Raw genomic sequence first — 18120 nt, 5'->3', positions numbered from 1 at the left:
AAAAACAGAATCAAACCTAAGTTTAACTCTGCCTTTATTATTTAATTTATGTAAATTTTCAGCTATTGAACAAGCAATTGTTTTGTTTCATTTTTATTGTTACCAGTAATTGTAACAGTATATAAACCTGGTGTTAATGCAGAAATATTTATTACAGTTGTACTATTTTTAGCCTTTACGGTACGTACTACTGTGCCTACAGAGGTAATTATTCTAATAAAATCTCCTTTACTAGCTACCACATTAACTACTGTATTAGCAGGGTTTGGATATACAGTTCCTGAGTCAGTATTAATAATACTGCTATTAGATGTACAATCTAAAACTTTAGTCCATTGGTTTACAGAACAGCTAGAAGCGCCACCTGGTCTACAAGTGCCATTACCAACTTTTAGTTCATAAATTGCATTGTTAAGCTTTACTTTGTCTCCTATTAAAAAATTTCCTGATTTTTTCCAAGTTGTAGCTGATGAGCAATTACCATCTGTAGCATTACTAGCTGCTCCTGTACCCTCTTTTTTCCAAACTCTTATATAATCTACGTGCATAGATACTGGCATTTCGTCTATATTCTTTTTTGCTCTAGGATTTACTTCTGGGTTAACAGGCTCAAATACATTTCCTTTAAAGTCTACAAAAGGAACTCTTAACCCTAATGATGCTATAACATACATTGGATTATCGCTCCAGTATGTGTTGTTTAAAGCCCTACCTACTCTTACACCATCTACATAAAAATATAATTTAGTAGGTGTAATTTCACAACCATAGGTATGCCAACCTTGCGTGGGATCAAATTTACCAGGTAGCTCATACTTATTTAATTGAGTAGCTCTTGCTTTTGGTTGTTTTGGCCTAAACCAATCTCTACCAAAACTTGCTTTTTTTACTAAGTGTAGATTAGATTCTGCATCTGTAATAAAATCTTGTTGGTGACCAACAGGACCATTAGGGTCAAAATCAAATTGCTGTAGTTCTACTATATCAATTTCTGTATAAACAGCTTCTCCAATTGGTTTATTATCAAAGAACTTACTGTATAACCAAAAGGAAGGACATACGCCTCTATTTTTGTCAAGACCTGTAGCTTTTGGAGAATTAATTTCTGCACCATAAATTCTAGATTCTACATAGCCTACAAAGTTTTTAGGCAATTGTTTAATAGATTGTAAACAGCCACTTTTAAAATAAGTAATACCATCTATAGCATTATTTGCATTTTGACGCATAGTTAACTCAACAGCACCTTCTCCACTAAAATTTACAGATTTAGTATTAGCATTGTTATTCCATTTCCAGGCTTTTGTACTGGGTAAATTAGCTGTTTTACTCCATTTGTTCCAATTGATATTTCCTGTATTAAATTCATCAGAAAAATCGTTTAATAATTTAAAATTATCATTTGGATTTGATGTTTGTCCTTTAGGTTTTTGACTGTATCCTATGAAGCATACACCTACTAGAAGAAAACTTAAAGCTAACTTTTTTGTTCTCATAATTTTTGTTTTCATAACTAAATTCTTTTGTGTTATTAATAATTATAGTTCTAACTATGAATCAAAAGTAGTAAGAATTGTATTACAAAAATATATGATAAACGGGTTGGATAAAATAGTATTAGCATTGGATAATTAACTACTTATTAAGGGAGTTTACATTTAAATATTCTTTTGTTGCTAAATATTAGCGAAGAAATAGAGTAGAAAATTTATAAAAACGATGTGCAAATTACTATTTACTTGATAAGGTTAACAATATGACTAACTGAGATAAAACACTAGTTATAATACATTTAATTTAGCATAAAAATACTTACAAAAACAAATACCATAACTGTTTAACAATTAAAACAACTACATATGTCATTAGTAACAATTATACTAAATATTATACTACCACCATTAGCCGTATTTATGAAACACGGAATAGGAAAAACATTTTTAATTAGTCTTATACTAACTATTATTGGGTGGTTACCAGGAGTTATACACGCATTTATAGTTAATGATTAAATGTGTTAGTAACTTAAGTTTAATAAAAATACATAATCTCAAAAATCGTGTATCAGTACGTAAGTACAGATACACGATTTTTTTTGAGTTGGACTAACTATGTACAACTTTAACCAAGTAATAAAAAAGGTAAATTATTATGTATGGTTATTTTGAAAATTTTGAAATTGTATATGACATAATTCAGTTATTACCTACTGCGGTGTTGTGTACTGTTTTATTTATTATTTAAACATTTTATAGTATCTAATTCTGTTCCAGTGTAATTGATTTTTAAATAATGCTCTTTGTTTGCTTCCGTTATAATAATTACATTTACTTTTCCAGTTTTATCTTTCTCAATCCCAACGATATTTGTTGATTTAATTCCGTTACTTATTATTTTTTTGAAACAATCTGTTTTGTGAAATTCAATAATTGCATATTCTTTTCCATTATATTCTGGGTTAAAAATTAATTCTAAATGGTTTAAAGTTTTATCGAAAAATTTTTCAAGATAAAATATTGATTTAAAGTCTGTTTGGGATTTGTAATTATTATTCAATGTATCTCTCATTTCAATAATTATATTTTTATCCATACTCAAAGTATTCGGTTTATAGTTTTTTCCGATAATATATTGAGCCACAGAAGCAAAATTTTCGAATGAACCTTTATTTTCTTTAAAAGGACTTTTTACTTTAATCAATAAGTTTTCATTGTCTTTAATTTCTATTGAATTCACATTTAAGTTTTCCGATAATTGATTTCTTATTGCTTGAAAATCTCTGTCTTTATTTACTCCGTATGGATCACAAGAAGTAAGTGATAGGATTGAAAATATAGCAATTATTAAAAAATGTTTATTCATTAAAGTATTCTTTCAGATGTAATTTTTCTTAAATAGTACACAACGTTTATGTATATGGTTTGCTGCGTGGTTTAAGCATCTAATTTAGAAAATAATAACCGAATAGAAAATCTGAGAAGACTTTCGTAAGTAGGTTAGGGCTAGCAATTAATTATACACGTTGTTCTAAGCTGTTTTATTCTACCCATTCATCTAATTCATACTTTACTTTCCAAATTTCGTTCTGTTTTTCATAAATCCGAGTCATTCCACCAGAGCCTTGTCTAATACGCACATAAGCTAAATTCAGTTTTTTATTGAAAATGGGTTTGGTTATGTATAAAATTGAATAAATATTTTTAAGACTATTTTTCTTATAATATTTTTCAGCAATATTATTTATTGAATCCCACGCAATTTCATTTTCTGTGTATTGTTTTATGTCAATTATATTAAATCCGTATTTTTTTATTTTCGAAATGTCAAAGTCTTTGTTCTTTTGGAACTGTTTTTTTACAAAGTCAGTATCATTTATTCTTAAGGTATCAGATATAAATTCCGAATGAGATATTGTCTTTTTGGGATTTTTTAATCCTATTGGTAAAGTCGGAGGAACATTTATAGATAAATTAGAAATCAATTCCTTTTTATCAAATAATAATCTCGATTTTGAATTATCAGATAAGATTTGATTTAGAAATTCAAGTTTAAATCCATCGCTAATTTCAATTTGAGTTAATTCACGAGTTTTTAATTCCGATTTATTGTTTTGCATACAACTAGTCAAAATTAAAGTCAGAATTAATATTTTAAGTACGGTTTTTTTCAAATTGCTTAGAACTACATATAAACTCAAATACTAACGTTTATTCCGCCAATACGGGTGTATAAACGCACATAATGTAGTTTTGCTAGTTTTGGTTGTTAAATTTTCCTACAATGTAAAACTATTTTTTTTACTACAATTACGGATATGTGTAATTGGGTACTATTTATTTATAAATGGTATAAAATTAGTTATTGGTAACACTTTCTACAGTTGGGGAGAAAATGCAACTTCCCTCCTACTTTTTGCAAAAGAAAATATTAAAAAGTTTATGTATTTAACTACACCTTAATAACATCTGCTACAATACCTTGTACTTTAAAATCTGTAGTTAAAATAATTGGTTGGTGTTTTGGGTTTGTAGAGTGCGGCTTTAAAACAAGGTTGCTACCATTGTTTTTAAACTCTTTTACCGTAGCTTCATCATCTAACAAGGCCAATACTAAATCTCCGGTTTCTGCAGTATGCTGGCGTTTAATTAGTAGTAAATCACCACTGTCTATTCCTTTTTTGTTCATAGAGTCTCCTGTAGCTCTTAGCAAAAAATAATCTGAAGGTGTTTTTACTAGTTTTGTAGATATGGCAATTTGTGCCTCTATATGTTCTTCTGCAAATATTGGTAAACCGCAAGCTACAGAGCCTATTAAAGGTATGTTTACCGTATCTGTTTCTGTTGTAGTTGTATTAAATACGGCTTGGTTACCATCTAACAAGTCTCTGGCTTCTACTTGTAAAATTTGTGCAATTTCATACAGTAACTCTAAACTGGGTTGCCTCCTATTCTGTACATAAGAATTTACCATATTGTAGCTTTTACCTAGTTTTTCTGCCAACCAGGTTTGCTTAATTCCTTTATCATCTAATACGTACTTAATACGGTTCATAATTGTATTATTTTCAGTGTCAAATATAGTAAATTACATACTTATATATCATAATATGAGATATAAATTAATTGTAAAATGTGCTTTTTATTAGTTTACATTGTATCTTTACAGTCTAAACTCTAATTTTAAGGTATGTCTTTTCAACGTGTACAAGAAAAATTAAACATCCTTGCAGATGCTGCAAAGTATGATGTGTCTTGCTCCTCTAGCGGCAGCAACAGAACCAATACCAATAAAGGATTGGGTAATGCGTCTGCTTCTGGTATTTGCCATACCTACACAGAGGATGGCCGTTGTGTATCTCTCCTAAAAATATTATTAACCAACCATTGTATTTTTGACTGTGCTTACTGTGTTACACGTAAAAGCAATGATATTAAACGTGCTGCTTTTAAAGTGCAAGAGGTGGTAGATTTGACTATAAATTTTTACAGACGTAACTATATTGAAGGTCTTTTTTTAAGCTCTGGTATTTTTAAAAGTGCAGACTATACTATGGAGCGTTTGGTTGCGGTGGCTAAAAAATTGCGTTTAGAAGAAAATTTTAATGGGTACATACACTTAAAATCTATTCCTGGTGCTAGTGATGAGCTAATGCGAGAGGCTGGTTTGTATGCAGACAGACTTAGTGTTAATATTGAAATTCCGACTAAAAAAGGCTTAAAACTTTTAGCTCCAGATAAAAACAGAGAAGATTTTATTAAACCTATGATTAAGGTTAAAAATGAAATTATACAGTATAAAAACGAGAAAAAGCTTATAAAAAGCACGCCTAAATACGCTCCTGGTGGGCAAAGTACACAAATGATTGTGGGCGCTAGTGGTGAAAATGATATGCAAATAATGTACACCTCTAACTACTTTTATAAGAATTTTAATTTAAAGCGTGTGTACTACTCTGGTTATGTGCCAATTAGTTATGATACACGTTTGCCACAAATTGGTACTCCTGTTCCTATGCTACGCGAAAACAGATTGTACCAAACCGATTGGTTGTTACGCTTTTATGGTTTTAATATTGAAGAAATTTTAAATGAGCATAATCAACATTTAGATTTAGATATTGATCCTAAATTGGGTTGGGCATTACGTAACATGCACGAGTTTCCTATAGATGTAAATAAGGCAGACAAGCATATGTTAGCTAGAATTCCTGGTTTAGGTATGAAATCTGTATACAAAATACTAAAAGCAAGGCGTTACAGACAACTTAATTGGGAACATTTAAAGGCAATTGGCGTGTCATTAAACCGTGCACAATACTTTTTAATTTGTGCATCTAACAAGTTTGAAAGTCGAGATTTAACAGCCGAGAAAATTAAAGGTCTAATTCTACAAAATTCTAAAAGTAAATACACAGATATGCTTAGCAACCAGTTAAACCTTTTTGGATAGACTTTTGCTATGGAAACTACACTAATTTATGACGCCTCTTTTGATGGATTTTTAACGGCTGTTTTTACTGCTTTTGAAATGAAATTAAAAACAGTGACTATTGTTACAGAACAAAGATTTCAGCAACCTTTGTTTGGTAGTTTTGAAACTGTGTATACAGACCAAGAAAAAAGTAACCGTGTTTGGGCAGGTTTAAAAAAGAAAATGCCTAGCAATGATTTACGCAGGTTTTATTATGCTTTTTTAAGTGAAAAACCAACTGTAGAAAATACCTTATTTAATGCCATTGTGTATGTATTTGCTGCTAAAGTTAATGTTGGAGCAGATTATACAAATGAACATATATTAGAAATAGCTAAACTAACTAAAAACGTAGGACGAGAAAAGCATAGAATGGAAGCTTTTGTACGTTTTAAACTTACTAAAGATGGTGTTTACTTTGCTAACATAGAGCCAGATTTTAATGTGTTACCACTAATAAAAAGGCATTTTGAGAAGCGTTATGCAGACCAAAAATGGCTTATTTACGATTTAAGACGGAAGTATGGCTTGTATTACAACTTAGAAAAAGTAGATATTATTACTCTAGAATTAGGTGCAGATTTTGATCCTACTAAAACGTCTTCAGAAATTTTTGCTGAAATAGAATTAGAGTTTCAGCAGTTATGGAACGATTATTTTAAGAGTACAAATATTGCTTCTAGAAAAAATATGAAACTACACGTACAACATGTTCCTAAACGCTATTGGAAATACTTAAGCGAGAAAAGTATTCTTTAAACTATAATCGCTAACTTCTACAAACACATTCAGAAATTAAACAAAAAAATATTTTTCTTATTTATTTTAAAGAATTTTACTACAAAATTTAGATATTAGTAACTTAATCTTTAAAATTAAATACTATGAAAAAATTATTGCCTTTTTTAACAATTGCGCTACTATTTTCATGTGAAAACGAGAAACTAGAAGATGATCTTTATGAACAAAGCGTAACAACTAATAATAGTTGGGAACTTGTAAGTATAGTACAGAATGGAATTGACTACACTACTGAATGTGACAAACAAAATACCTTAAAATTGACAACAGAAAATAAACTAAATCAAATATTTTTTGATACATCTAATGGTCAATGCTCCGCTATTTCTTATGAATCTGCAAACGTAAATACATTAAATAATGAATTTAAAAATGAAGAAGAGACTGTAACCGGAAGTCTAAAAATAACTGATAACTTACTTGAGTTAACTTACTCTGGAGAACTATCTGGTACAGTAATTACATATGCTAAATATTAACTTTAACACCATTAAAATATGAAACCTACTTATAAAACATATATAATTATATTGCTATGTTTAGCTTCTGTAAGTCTTAGTGCAAAAAATATCTTTGTAAAAAGTACAACAGGTACAACACCTTATAAAAAGTTTGAAAACGCAATTAAAAATGCAAATGCTGGCGATGTCATAATTTTAGACTTAAACATACCTTTTAATGCAGGTGATAAAACAATTACAATAACAAAAGGTATTACTATTAGAGGTGCTAATAAACCAAATGATAGATATAAATTAATACGAAAAGCAATTAATGGAAATCGTAGTAAAGGAAACATTTTACTAATACGCTCTAGCAATGTTACTATTGAAAACATTAATCTTGTAATTTATGATAACACTGGATATAAGGCAATTGATGTTGGTTTGCCTGCAAATAGAAAAGTAATGTACAGTAATTTAAAATTTATAGATTGCAATTTTGTTCAAAAAAATGCTAGAGACACAGCAAGAGGTCTCTTTTTTGAGGGAAGTTTTAAAAACATATTAGTTAAAAACTGTAAATTTAATTTTTGGTTTGGACTAGTTGCTAGAGACTGCCCTACTTTAGATAGCTTTAAAATTACTGAATGTGAATTTAGTAACGGAAGTCATCAAATATCCTTTGATGGTGCGTTATTAGATGAAAATGATCCAACTTATGGTATTGGAGAAAGACTAACAAAGCATAATAATATCATAATTGAAAAAAGTAAGTTTAAAATTTCAAAGTCTTTTAATATCGCTTTAGCTAATACTCACAATGTTATTATAAGAAATAATAGCCAAATAGATGGTGGTACAGAGTCTTATTCACAACCTATACACATTGAAGATAGATGTAAAAACATTAGTATTACAGGCAACAAAATGAAAAGTAAGCAGGTAGCAATTTTATTGTTTTCTACAGGCAAAGTAGGTCACGGACAAGGAAGAAATTTTACAGAAGCTGAAAAAAAAGCTAAAGGATCTGGAAATGTTATAATTACAAATAACATTATTGATGCAGACTTAGATGCTGTTAGTGCAACTTATTTAAATGGTTATTTAACGTTCAAAGGAAATAATACTATAACATCTAGAAAAAAAGCTCTAAACGTTAGAAGAAGTAACACAAATACTAGTCTAAAAATTGCTGATGAAACAAGAATGAAAGGAAAGTTATACTCGGATATAAAAAATGAACCTCTAAAAATTAAAAGAGATATATACTACGTTTCTGATATAAAAGCTGAATAAGTTAAAAATTAAAACTGTCACATTAAAGATGAATTTATACATCTTAAAATGTGACAGTTAATTTAATAATTGTTTTTAATCTTCAGTATTTTCCAACTAATATACATCCCTCCTATACCCTTAAATAAAAAATACTTTACATAAAATTAGTACTATATTTAGCTTTAGTTAACAGTAATTTTTAATTAACTTGTAATTTTACGAGCTTAAATAAACCTTCTTTTTTTTATGAAAAAGCATATACTTTTTGTACTTCTATTTATAGTAAACATTAGCTTATTATGTGCACAAGACTTAGTGCAATCTGGTCCCATGGTAGGATATTCTACTATGAGAGAGGTGTTACTTTGGACACAAACTACTAAAGCGGCAGAGGTACATTTTGAGTATTATGAAAAAGGAAATGCTAAACAAAGGTTTAAAACAAAAAAGTATACTACAGAGGCCAATACTGGTTTTGTAGCTAAACTAATTGCAGATAAGGTTTTGCCTGGTAAAAACTACGTATATGAGTTGTTTGTAAATGGTAAAAAGATACAAAGAGATTACGCTATGGAGTTTGAGTCTCAAAAACTATGGAAATGGAGAACAGACCCACCTGAGGTTAGTTTTGCTATTGGTAGTTGTAATTATGTAAACGAAGAACGTTTTGATAGAAATGGAAAACCATATGGTAGCGATTTTGACATTTTTACATCTATACATAAAAAAAATCCAAACTTTATGTTGTGGTTAGGAGACAACACGTACTTAAGAGAACCAGATTGGGGCTCACGTACTGGTTTATTACACCGCTATACACATACTAGGTCTTTACAAGAACTTCAGCCGTTGTTGGCTTCTACACACAATTATGCTATTTGGGACGATCATGACTATGGTCCAGATAACTCAAACAGTAGTTTTCCTCTAAAAGAAACTTCATCAGAAATTTTTAAACTATTTTGGGGTAATCCTAATTATGACATTATTAATAAAGGCGGAATCACAGGTTCTTTTACATGGGCAGATTTAGAGTTCTTTTTATTAGATAATCGCTACTACAGAACTGCTAATAATAATTACACTACAGAAAGACAAATACTTGGTAAAACACAAATAGACTGGCTTATAAATGCTTTAGCTACTAGTGATGCTCCTTTTAAGTTTGTTGTTATTGGCGGGCAAGTAGTAAGTTCTGAAGCGATGTATGAAAACCACGCTACTTTTCCTAAAGAGCGTAATTACTTAATTGAAAAAATACGTGAAGCAAAAATTGAAGGTGTTGTTTTTCTTGATGGAGACAGGCACCACACTGTATTAAGTCGCATGCAAGAAAGCAATAGTGTATATCCGTTATATGACCTTACGTGTTCTTCTTTAACAGCTGGTGCTAATAATAACAAAGAACCTTTAAATGTTTACAAAATTGATGATACCATTGTAGGCGAGCATAACTTTGGAATTTTAAATGTAAAAGGCCCACGTAAAGAACGTGAGCTTACTATTTCTATTTTTAATAAAGATGGTAAAGAGTTATGGTCCAAAAAAATTAATGAGAAAGATTTAAAGTATAACTAAAAAGCAATTACTTTTTGGTTATACTTTTATTGTATGCAATAGCCTAAATATAGTTGTAAAATACTTTCATAGGTCTATCAATAATTAAACTTCTCGTTTTACTTAGAAAAGTGATACATTTTCACCTTTAAAAGTAACAGTTGCAAATAGAAAATTACAACTTCACAATCTGTGCAGAAGCCATAAAAGAATCTTGCATACGCTGCATACGGTCGTCAAACTTTGTCCCAAATACCAAATACTGACATTTATCTATACTTTCTGGTGTTCTTATAACCTCAGAAAACAAACTTGGCTTTACTAAAAACTCTGCATCATCTACAATAAACAATTGTAGTACATTTAAGTTTATACCATTTGTATAAAAAATACGATTTAGTCTTTTTGGAGTTGCTATTACAATATCTACGCCATCATAAATATCATCTCTTTGATCATCTATATTTTGCTCTTCATAAGCACAGTACGTACGTATAGACATTCTAAATGTAAACCTATCAAACTCTTGTTTTAAGTCTAATGCAGATTGCTTGTCTTTTACAAATATTAAAGCTCTAGGAGCATCTTGATACTCTTGGCACTTTAACTTTTGTAATGTACTAATAACCAAAGCTGTTGTTTTACCAGACCCTTTTGGTGCTAAACCAAAAATACTGGCTCCGCCTTTTATTTTAGAAAGTACATTTTTTTGAAAAGGTAATGGTTCTGTAATTTTTAAACGTTCTAAGGCTTCTTTTAACTCTGGATGTATTTTTTTAAACGACATCTTATATTTTTTTAGCAGTTTTCTCTATTTGTAAATAAGCTTACAACTTAATTGCAAAGTTATACAACAATAACCATTGTATTAACAACATAGATTTTATTTAAAGTTAAAGCTACTATACTTTAGCAGTGTTGTTAAAGAGTAATAAATTTTTCATTTTCATATAGTGTTCTCGTAAAAAGAGTCTTGTTTTTGTCGACAAGACTCTTTTTCATTTACAACACTTATTCCTTAACTACTAAGGAATCCACTTATTTTTACCAAAGTCTGGCTTACGCTTTTCTAAAAATGCATTACGGCCTTCTTTAGCTTCTTCTGTCATATACGCTAATCTAGTAGCTTCACCAGCAAAAACCTGCTGACCAACCATACCATCGTCTGTTAAGTTCATAGCAAACTTTAGCATTTTTATAGATGTTGGCGACTTTTCTAATATTTCTTGGGCCCACTCATACGCAGTATCCTCTAACTCATCATGCGGAATAACAGCATTTACCATTCCCATTTCATAAGCATCTTGTGCAGAATAATTACGTCCTAAAAAGAAGATTTCTCTAGCTTTTTTCTGTCCTACCATTTTTGCCAAATAAGCAGAACCATAACCACCATCAAAACTAGTAACATCTGCATCTGTTTGTTTAAAAATAGCATGCTCTTTACTAGCCAAAGTTAAATCGCAAACTACGTGTAAACTATGACCGCCACCAACAGCCCAACCCGGAACTACAGCAATAACAACTTTAGTCATAAAACGTATTAAACGCTGTACTTCTAAAATATTAAGTCTGTGCATACCGTCCTCACCAACATATCCTTGGTGGCCTCTGGCTTTTTGGTCTCCTCCGCTACAAAAAGAATACACTCCATCTTTACTAGATGGGCCTTCTGCAGATAATAAAACAACACCTATAGACGTGTCTTCTTGTGCATCATAAAATGCTTTGTATAACTCGCTTGTAGTTTTTGGTCTAAACGCATTACGCACATCTGGTCTGTTAAACGCTATACGCGCTACGCCATTGCACTTTTTATACGTAATATCCTCGAACTCCTGAGCTACTTTCCACTCAATATTTTTCATTTTAATCTTATTTTTAGACTTCGTTTTTTTGTTCTTTTTCTGCAATCCATTTAGATAAGTATTTTGTGCTCATCATACTATGGTGCTGTAGTAAACTGCCTATAAAATTGGCATTTCTATGTTTTTCTAAATCTTTTTGCAAAGTACTAATTTTATTAGATAACTTGGTTTCTAAATTAGTCTTAGCATAATAGGTATTTAGAATTTCCGCTCCGTTTTTTTGTGCTTGTAACCAAGCAGCTTCATTTGTATATAAGTTTACAGCGTTAGTAGCAAAATTAGCTGCGGTATCTGCAATTTCTCCGCTCCAAGCTAAATTACCGTACATACCCTCTGCCCCTATTTTAGTAGTTACGCTTGGTGTTCCGTTACGCATAGCATCTATTAATTTACCTTTTATGCCCGCTCCAAACCGCAATGGGGCTAAATTTACTTTAGTTTGTTGCATTATTTGGTTTGCATCTTCTCCCCAACCGTGTACTAAAAACCCTGTTTTAGCATTGTGTTTTTCTGTTAACTGCTGTGGTAAATAGGCGCCATAAATATGTAATTTTGCTTCTGGAAGCTCTTTGCGTATTAGCGGCCAAATTTCTTTATGCAACCACAAAACAGCATCTACATTAGGTTTGTGTTTTCCATTGCCAATACACACAAAATCTTTCCTGTTTTTAAAACTATTACCAGTATTACTATAAGCATCTAACATAAAAGGAAGATGTAATAGCAAAGAACTGTCTATTTTAAAGGTGTTTTTTAGCAACTGCTCCTCATACATTGATATTACTAATGAAAAATCTGAGCGATAAATACTTGCAATTTCTCTCTTAGTAATCTCTAATTTTTTTAATGCTTCTTCAGTAGGTTGTAATTTTCCGTTTTTAAACGCTTCTTCTCTTGCTTTGCGTAAAAAATGAAGATCTTCAGTATCTAAAATTCGTATTGCATTTGGCACAACTTGTGCTACTCGCCAGCCAAACTGTTCTTCAGTTAAAAACCGATCAAAAACAACAATATCTGGATTTAAATCGTTTATAAAATCATCAAAACTAGTATTGTTAAGCTGTATTTGCTTTTCTAACACACCTAAAGATGAAAAATCTACAGAGTAGACAGATTTTGCTGCCGTACTAGCAAATGTAACTGTATAGTTTTGTTGTGTAAAATATGTAATAAGCTGTAGAATTCTGCCACCAGCTGCCGTTGTTGTGGGCTCTGGCCAAACAAAACCAATAAATAAAACATTTTTCACGCTAGAAGAATTTACATTTTAGAAGAAAATTTCTGAGAAATACTAAGTCGTAATTTACGCTCATAATCCTCCTCTAACCATTCTTTATAGTTTTTTGTATTATTCATTATACAGTAAGAGTATTGTCTTACTCTAAATTGTATCTCTTCTTTAAGCTTTTTGGCCAAGATACGTGCATCAAAAACATCTTCGCTATTTTCTACGCATATTTTTGCGTGTTGTTCTATACTTTTTTCTAAGACCGATTTAGATTTTAATCCTTTCGCAAAAGCATCTTTATATTCGGCTTTAATATCAAAAAATATGTTTTCAGATTTAGAAAATTCATCTCGTAAGGCCTGAGGCATTTCGTAAACAAAATCGCGCTCTATTTCTTCATCATTCTTAATATTTTCTAAGAAGAAATCAGGAAAATGAAAAATTTCTTGCCAATCTATAGGTTCACTCCACAACCCAAATCTTTTGGTATTGTTACCTAAATCTATAACCGTAAATTCTTCTTTGGTACCTGTTACACGAGAACCACGACCAATCATCTGAAAATACAATGTTAAAGACCGTGTAGCCCTATTTAGGATTATGGTTTCTACTGTAGGCTCATCAAAACCAGTGGTTAATATACTAACCGATGTTAATATAGCATCTGGTGTTGTAGAAAACCACTCTAAAATTTCTTTACGTTCTGATGCCGAATTTTTATTATCTAAATGGCGAATATTATACCCAGCTTTTTTAAAGGTTTCATACACGTAGTATGATGTGCTAATACCGTTGTTAAATATTAAGGTTTTTGTACCTTTTGCTAGCTCTTCATAAGAAGACAATAGCTTGCCTTGCATTGTTTGGTTACTGTATAACTCATCTGAAGATTTAACAGTATAATCTCCATTAATACCTAGTTTTAAAGTTTTTAAACCTACATCATAACTATACTGGTTGGCACTAGACAAAAAGTTTCTGCTAATTAACGACTTTATAGACTCGCCAATAATTAACTTTTTATAATTGTCTTTCATTGGTAGCTTAATATTAGAACTAAGCGGCGTTGCTGTTACACCAAGTATAGACGAATCTTTAAAGTATTTAAATAGCTTACGAAAAGAGTTATAATGGGCTTCATCAATAATTACAAGTCCAATGTCCTTTAGCTCCACGTTCTCTTCTTGTAGCCTGTTATTTAAAGTTTCTACCATAGCTACAAAGCATTTGTAACTATCTTGATCGTTTAAATCTTTTACACTACTATTTATTACTTTGTTATGTACGCCAAAACTATCTAACATTTTAGATGTTTGTGCGCTTAACTCAATTCTATGGGTAAGCACAACAACTTTTTTGTTTTTTTGTGCTATATATCTACGGGCTATTTCAGAAAAAACAACAGTTTTTCCGCCACCAGTAGGCAATTGATACAACAGGTTTGTACCAGGAGGATTTTCATCAAAATAAGTAAATATTTTACTTAAATCTTCCTGCTGATAGTCGTATAATGTTTTTTCTGTAGTTGTCTTTTGTTCTTCCAAATGGGATAACCTATTTTGTAATTAATCGTAGAAAAACGATGTATTTAAGTTTAAAAATAAACCTTGCTAAATTAGTCGATTTTTGTGCTTTAAGAAAACTTAAAAGCATAAAACTGATAAAAAGTGCTGTTAAATAGGCAGCCTAGCGCTTAGTCTATACTATCTAAAGCTCTAGAAAAACCGTCTTGAAACATCCAATTATTGTCTTGCGTATGCTTGTAAATAACTAAAATACGGTCTTTAAACTCTGGTAAAATTGCATTAACTGCTACATACTGTACAGCTTGCTCAAAAGAATTAAGCATACTTTTATAAAAAGCATCTGGCACGTTTTTGTGCTGTGCAAACTCCTGTGCTATTTCTATATTATATAGCATAACATCTGCTACCAAAGGAGCATCTACACCTAATAACAAAAAGTTTTTAATGTATTTTTGAGCTACAGATCTACGAGCTCTGGGGCGTTTGCGTTTTACAGGAAAATACTCATTACCTATTTTTAATTTAGCTTCTTGTACCAGTTTTTCTTCCTTTGGATTAAAAACAAAGCTGTAGTATGCTTTAACAGCCGGAAATTTTTCATACAACCCTAAAAGTTGTTCTTCTAATTCTCCTTTTTTTAATTCTGATAAATACTTTTTTAAAGCTCTTTTACTCATACAAAAAATCTATAATTGCGGAAAGTTACCAAATAAATCAAAAAATTAAAGAAATATATTTAAAACCTTTTTGGTCTTAAAAACATTGATATTTAAAAAGGTAAGTATTTTATTTATAAGTAATGTATAAAGTATATGTTAAATGTTTGGAAAATAACATTTTAAAATGTATACTGTACCTTTAAACTTTAAATTAACAGAACAGATATATGAGGCAACTAAAGATCATCAAACAGGTAACTAACAGAGAATCAAAATCATTAGACAAATACCTGCAAGATATCAGCAAAATAGATCTAATTACTGCAAATGAAGAAGTAGAGTTAGCTCAAAGAATACGTGCAGGTGATGAGGCTGCCCTAGAAAAATTAACAAATGCAAACTTAAGATTTGTTGTGTCTGTTGCTAAACAATATCAAAACCAAGGCTTAAAATTACCAGATTTAATTAATGAAGGTAACGTTGGCTTGGTTAAAGCTGCTAAAAGATTTGATGAAACTAGAGGTTTTAAGTTTATTTCTTATGCCGTTTGGTGGATTAGACAGTCTATTTTACAAGCCTTAGCTGAGCAGTCTAGAATTGTGCGTTTGCCATTAAATAAAATTGGATCTATTAATAAGATAAAAAAGGCTTTTTCTTATTTAGAACAAACACATGAAAGACCTCCTTCTGCAGAAGAAATTGCAAAAGAATTGGAATTGTCTGTTAGTGAGGTTAAGCAGTCTATGAAAAACTCTGGAAGACACGTATCTATGGATGCACCTTTTAAAGAAGGCGAAGACTCTAACTTATACGATGTTATTAAATACGGAGAATCTCCTAACCCAGATGAAAAATTAATGCATCAATCTTTAAATACAGAGATTAATAGAGCATTAGAAACTTTATCTCCTAGAGAAGCAGATGTTGTTAAATTATATTACGGTATAGGTGATAAACATTCTATGACTTTAGAAGAAATAGGTCAGATTTTTGATTTAACACGTGAGCGTGTTAGGCAAATTAGAGAAAAAGCAATTCGTAAATTAAAACATAACTCTAGAAGCAAAATCTTAAAAACATATTTGGGATAAGCTTTAGTTTTATATCATAAAAAAAGGAGTAACTAATACAGTTGCTCCTTTTTTTATGATTTTTTTCAATGTAAATACCTAACTAAGAATAATTTAGTTTTGTAATATTTACTTCTGATAAAATTTCATTTAGGCTCTCTACAAATGATAAGTAAGCCGAGTTGTTTTGGTTTGCCATAACAAAAGATTTTTTTGGGGTTTATTAAATGTATAGAAACAAGAATAAAACTTATATGTAATCTAATTCTATTAATTCATTAAGACTTAAAATTTCGTTTAAATCATGTAAGAAGTTTAGGTATTCTTCTCCGTAAGTATCGTATAACATAATAAGTAGGTTATTTGGGTTTCTAATCTGGTCTAAAACTACAGAAACACTTTGGGTGTGACAATTAAATGTGGTGAACTTATTCTTTTTTGTTGTGAAACATCACCTTTAATATAATTACCAATTAAATTGATATTTTAACCTACCAGTTACCGCCAAATAAAACTCATTAGAAGTAAAAATTAATTCTTGCCTTGTTAAACCTACTGTTGCTGCTAGTATATTATTGGTACTTTTTACTGTAAAATTATAGGTTAGCGCAATATCTTGTGACTCTAAGTAAAAAATAGACTCAGATAGTAAAACATTATTTTCTGTTAACTGTGTAGTTTCTGGAGAAAACCCCAAACCAAACTGTACATCTAAATAATTGTATTTGTCTTTTAAATACCTACGAGCCGTAAAACTATTAGAAAAACTTACAGAACCATCATTACTAGGGTTTACGTAAGGTCTCCATGATAAATAATAGTTGCCCGGATACCAACTAACAGAACCGGTTAATACCGTTGCATTTTTACCACTAAATTCTAAATAGCGTGCACCTACAGATACTTCTAAGGACTTTGGTAGAGACCTGTACAACTCACCTCCTATTCTATGGGAAGGGAAAATTTCTGAATCTGAAAATGCATAGCTCGTATAAGCATACATTTTTTCACCAATTTTGGGGTATGCATCTAATTGAAACTGCACACCATTTGTATTAAACCTGTTACTATAATTAATTGTTGGTATTACATCTCCGTATTTAGTAGTGCGTTTATAAGCAATACTAGCAATAGACATTGTACTATATACTTTGTTAAAAGACTGTGCCTCTGCTGTTATTAAAATTGCATTTTTACTTTCAGTTTCTAATTGTTCTTCTTGTTCTATAGTTTGTGCTAAATCTTGATTAACCACATTTGTTTTTTCTATTTCAGTTAGGGCATCATTTTTTAACGCAATTAAATCTTTATTTCCTGGTATAGATTTTAATCCTTTATTGGCTAATCCAATAGCTATATTATAGTTTTTAGCATACATTTCATTTTTTATTGCGGCTACCCAAACTTCTATGTTACTTTTATCTCTTGTAATTATCTCATTAAAAATTAGTCTGGCTTGGTTGTAATTAGCATCCCAAGTTAAAGTTTTGGCTAATAAATTTTGTACATCTGTGTAATTTGGATATTTGCTTAGTATAAGTTTTAATGTGTCTCTTGCTTGTTCTCGTTTATTATTAAAAGCTAATTGACGTGCAACATTAAAAGATACATCTGGGTCTCCTTTGTATTTACTTTGACAAATACCTACTGTATTAATCAATAAAAAAAGTAAAACTATGTATTTGGGAAACTTCATATGTTATAAAAGGTAGTTGTAGGT

The 18120-nt window shown here is 30.5% G+C and carries 17 protein-coding genes and 1 pseudogene; 7 read left to right on the top strand and 11 right to left on the bottom strand.

All coding sequences use genetic code 11. The annotated features are described in order from the left end of the window. Positions 1-62: 62 nt before the first annotated feature. Positions 63-1496, bottom strand: coding sequence for a T9SS type A sorting domain-containing protein (locus AX016_RS12565; RefSeq protein WP_198519437.1), 1434 nt, complete (start codon positions 1494-1496; stop codon positions 63-65). A 363-nt stretch (positions 1497-1859) separates the two neighbouring features. Here AX016_RS12565 and AX016_RS12560 point away from each other — a divergent pair, with 363 nt between their 5' ends. Continuing rightward, on the top strand, positions 1860-2012 hold the full coding sequence (locus AX016_RS12560; protein WP_100895940.1) for a YqaE/Pmp3 family membrane protein: 153 nt from the start codon (positions 1860-1862) through the stop codon (positions 2010-2012). A 217-nt stretch (positions 2013-2229) separates the two neighbouring features. On the opposite strand, the gene AX016_RS12555 is transcribed toward AX016_RS12560, so the two are convergent. The 4 genes and pseudogenes from AX016_RS12555 to AX016_RS17370 all read right to left on the bottom strand — a co-directional run. Then, positions 2230-2862: a hypothetical protein gene (locus AX016_RS12555; RefSeq protein ID WP_100895939.1), complete on the bottom strand. Its 633-nt coding sequence runs from the start codon at positions 2860-2862 to the stop codon at positions 2230-2232. Between the two features lie 175 nt (positions 2863-3037). After that, positions 3038-3616, bottom strand: coding sequence for a hypothetical protein (locus tag AX016_RS12550; protein ID WP_157811129.1), 579 nt, complete (start codon positions 3614-3616; stop codon positions 3038-3040). Positions 3617-3948: 332 nt separating this feature from the next. Beyond that, the gene (lexA, locus tag AX016_RS17210) at positions 3949-4380 is read right to left on the bottom strand and encodes a transcriptional repressor LexA (RefSeq protein WP_232732660.1); all 432 of its coding nucleotides are present in this window, start codon (positions 4378-4380) and stop codon (positions 3949-3951) included. Then, a pseudogene (locus tag AX016_RS17370) lies at positions 4375-4551 on the bottom strand (helix-turn-helix transcriptional regulator); the annotation flags it as partial. The gene lexA and the pseudogene AX016_RS17370, both read right to left, overlap by 6 nt. Before the next feature lie 135 nt (positions 4552-4686). Between AX016_RS17370 and AX016_RS12540 the strand changes: the two are divergent. From AX016_RS12540 to AX016_RS12520, 5 genes are all read left to right on the top strand, one after another. Continuing rightward, a complete protein-coding gene (locus AX016_RS12540) occupies positions 4687-5949 on the top strand; it encodes a putative DNA modification/repair radical SAM protein (RefSeq protein WP_100895937.1) in 1263 nt (420 codons plus the stop codon). A 9-nt stretch (positions 5950-5958) separates the two neighbouring features. Next, positions 5959-6729, top strand: coding sequence for a TIGR03915 family putative DNA repair protein (locus AX016_RS12535; protein ID WP_100895936.1), 771 nt, complete (start codon positions 5959-5961; stop codon positions 6727-6729). Between the two features lie 125 nt (positions 6730-6854). Further along, positions 6855-7250, top strand: coding sequence for a hypothetical protein (locus tag AX016_RS12530; protein WP_100895935.1), 396 nt, complete (start codon positions 6855-6857; stop codon positions 7248-7250). Between the two features lie 18 nt (positions 7251-7268). Beyond that, a complete protein-coding gene (locus AX016_RS12525; protein WP_100895934.1) occupies positions 7269-8510 on the top strand; it encodes a right-handed parallel beta-helix repeat-containing protein in 1242 nt (413 codons plus the stop codon). 228 nt (positions 8511-8738) lie between these two features. After that, entirely contained in the window at positions 8739-10070 is a 1332-nt protein-coding gene (locus tag AX016_RS12520; RefSeq protein WP_100895933.1) for an alkaline phosphatase D family protein, read from the top strand. 154 nt (positions 10071-10224) lie between these two features. On the opposite strand, the gene AX016_RS12515 is transcribed toward AX016_RS12520, so the two are convergent. The 5 genes from AX016_RS12515 to AX016_RS12495 all read right to left on the bottom strand — a co-directional run bounded on the left by AX016_RS12515 (position 10225) and on the right by AX016_RS12495 (position 15348). Further along, on the bottom strand, positions 10225-10836 hold the full coding sequence (locus tag AX016_RS12515; RefSeq protein WP_100895932.1) for a DEAD/DEAH box helicase: 612 nt from the start codon (positions 10834-10836) through the stop codon (positions 10225-10227). A gap of 238 nt (positions 10837-11074) precedes the next feature. Continuing rightward, positions 11075-11917, bottom strand: coding sequence for a 1,4-dihydroxy-2-naphthoyl-CoA synthase (locus AX016_RS12510; protein ID WP_170932137.1), 843 nt, complete (start codon positions 11915-11917; stop codon positions 11075-11077). Between the two features lie 13 nt (positions 11918-11930). Further along, positions 11931-13166, bottom strand: a complete 1236-nt coding sequence (locus AX016_RS12505) for a glycosyltransferase (RefSeq protein WP_100895931.1) — start codon at positions 13164-13166, stop codon at positions 11931-11933. An 11-nt stretch (positions 13167-13177) separates the two neighbouring features. Beyond that, entirely contained in the window at positions 13178-14689 is a 1512-nt protein-coding gene (locus AX016_RS12500; protein ID WP_100895930.1) for a DEAD/DEAH box helicase, read from the bottom strand. A 149-nt stretch (positions 14690-14838) separates the two neighbouring features. Continuing rightward, positions 14839-15348, bottom strand: a complete 510-nt coding sequence (locus tag AX016_RS12495) for a DUF6155 family protein (protein WP_100895929.1) — start codon at positions 15346-15348, stop codon at positions 14839-14841. Positions 15349-15557: 209 nt separating this feature from the next. Between AX016_RS12495 and AX016_RS12490 the strand changes: the two genes are divergently transcribed. Continuing rightward, a complete protein-coding gene (locus AX016_RS12490) occupies positions 15558-16421 on the top strand; it encodes a sigma-70 family RNA polymerase sigma factor (protein WP_100895928.1) in 864 nt (287 codons plus the stop codon). A gap of 445 nt (positions 16422-16866) precedes the next feature. On the opposite strand, the gene AX016_RS12485 is transcribed toward AX016_RS12490, so the two are convergent. Further along, positions 16867-18096: a YaiO family outer membrane beta-barrel protein gene (locus AX016_RS12485; protein ID WP_100895927.1), complete on the bottom strand. Its 1230-nt coding sequence runs from the start codon at positions 18094-18096 to the stop codon at positions 16867-16869. Between the last annotated feature and the right edge of the window lie 24 nt (positions 18097-18120).

This window comes from Cellulophaga sp. RHA19 (genome assembly GCF_002813425.1).
In the GTDB taxonomy this organism is placed as follows: domain Bacteria; phylum Bacteroidota; class Bacteroidia; order Flavobacteriales; family Flavobacteriaceae; genus Cellulophaga.
Note: the sequence above shows the minus strand (reverse complement) of the source record. Positions and strands in the feature narration are given on the sequence as shown.

What these genes read in the sequence shown, in the direction of transcription:
- AX016_RS12565 (WP_198519437.1), bottom strand. Translation starts at nt 1,496, where the DNA reads ATGAGAACAAAAAAGTTAGCTTTAAGTTTTCTTCTAGTAGGTGTATGC.
- AX016_RS12560 (WP_100895940.1), top strand. Translation starts at nt 1,860, where the DNA reads ATGTCATTAGTAACAATTATACTAAATATTATACTACCACCATTAGCC.
- AX016_RS12555 (WP_100895939.1), bottom strand. Translation starts at nt 2,862, where the DNA reads ATGAATAAACATTTTTTAATAATTGCTATATTTTCAATCCTATCACTT.
- AX016_RS12550 (WP_157811129.1), bottom strand. Translation starts at nt 3,616, where the DNA reads ATGCAAAACAATAAATCGGAATTAAAAACTCGTGAATTAACTCAAATT.
- AX016_RS12540 (WP_100895937.1), top strand. Translation starts at nt 4,687, where the DNA reads ATGTCTTTTCAACGTGTACAAGAAAAATTAAACATCCTTGCAGATGCT.
- AX016_RS12535 (WP_100895936.1), top strand. Translation starts at nt 5,959, where the DNA reads ATGGAAACTACACTAATTTATGACGCCTCTTTTGATGGATTTTTAACG.
- AX016_RS12530 (WP_100895935.1), top strand. Translation starts at nt 6,855, where the DNA reads ATGAAAAAATTATTGCCTTTTTTAACAATTGCGCTACTATTTTCATGT.
- AX016_RS12525 (WP_100895934.1), top strand. Translation starts at nt 7,269, where the DNA reads ATGAAACCTACTTATAAAACATATATAATTATATTGCTATGTTTAGCT.
- AX016_RS12520 (WP_100895933.1), top strand. Translation starts at nt 8,739, where the DNA reads ATGAAAAAGCATATACTTTTTGTACTTCTATTTATAGTAAACATTAGC.
- AX016_RS12515 (WP_100895932.1), bottom strand. Translation starts at nt 10,836, where the DNA reads ATGTCGTTTAAAAAAATACATCCAGAGTTAAAAGAAGCCTTAGAACGT.
- AX016_RS12510 (WP_170932137.1), bottom strand. Translation starts at nt 11,917, where the DNA reads ATGAAAAATATTGAGTGGAAAGTAGCTCAGGAGTTCGAGGATATTACG.
- AX016_RS12495 (WP_100895929.1), bottom strand. Translation starts at nt 15,348, where the DNA reads ATGAGTAAAAGAGCTTTAAAAAAGTATTTATCAGAATTAAAAAAAGGA.
- AX016_RS12490 (WP_100895928.1), top strand. Translation starts at nt 15,558, where the DNA reads ATGAGGCAACTAAAGATCATCAAACAGGTAACTAACAGAGAATCAAAA.
- AX016_RS12485 (WP_100895927.1), bottom strand. Translation starts at nt 18,096, where the DNA reads ATGAAGTTTCCCAAATACATAGTTTTACTTTTTTTATTGATTAATACA.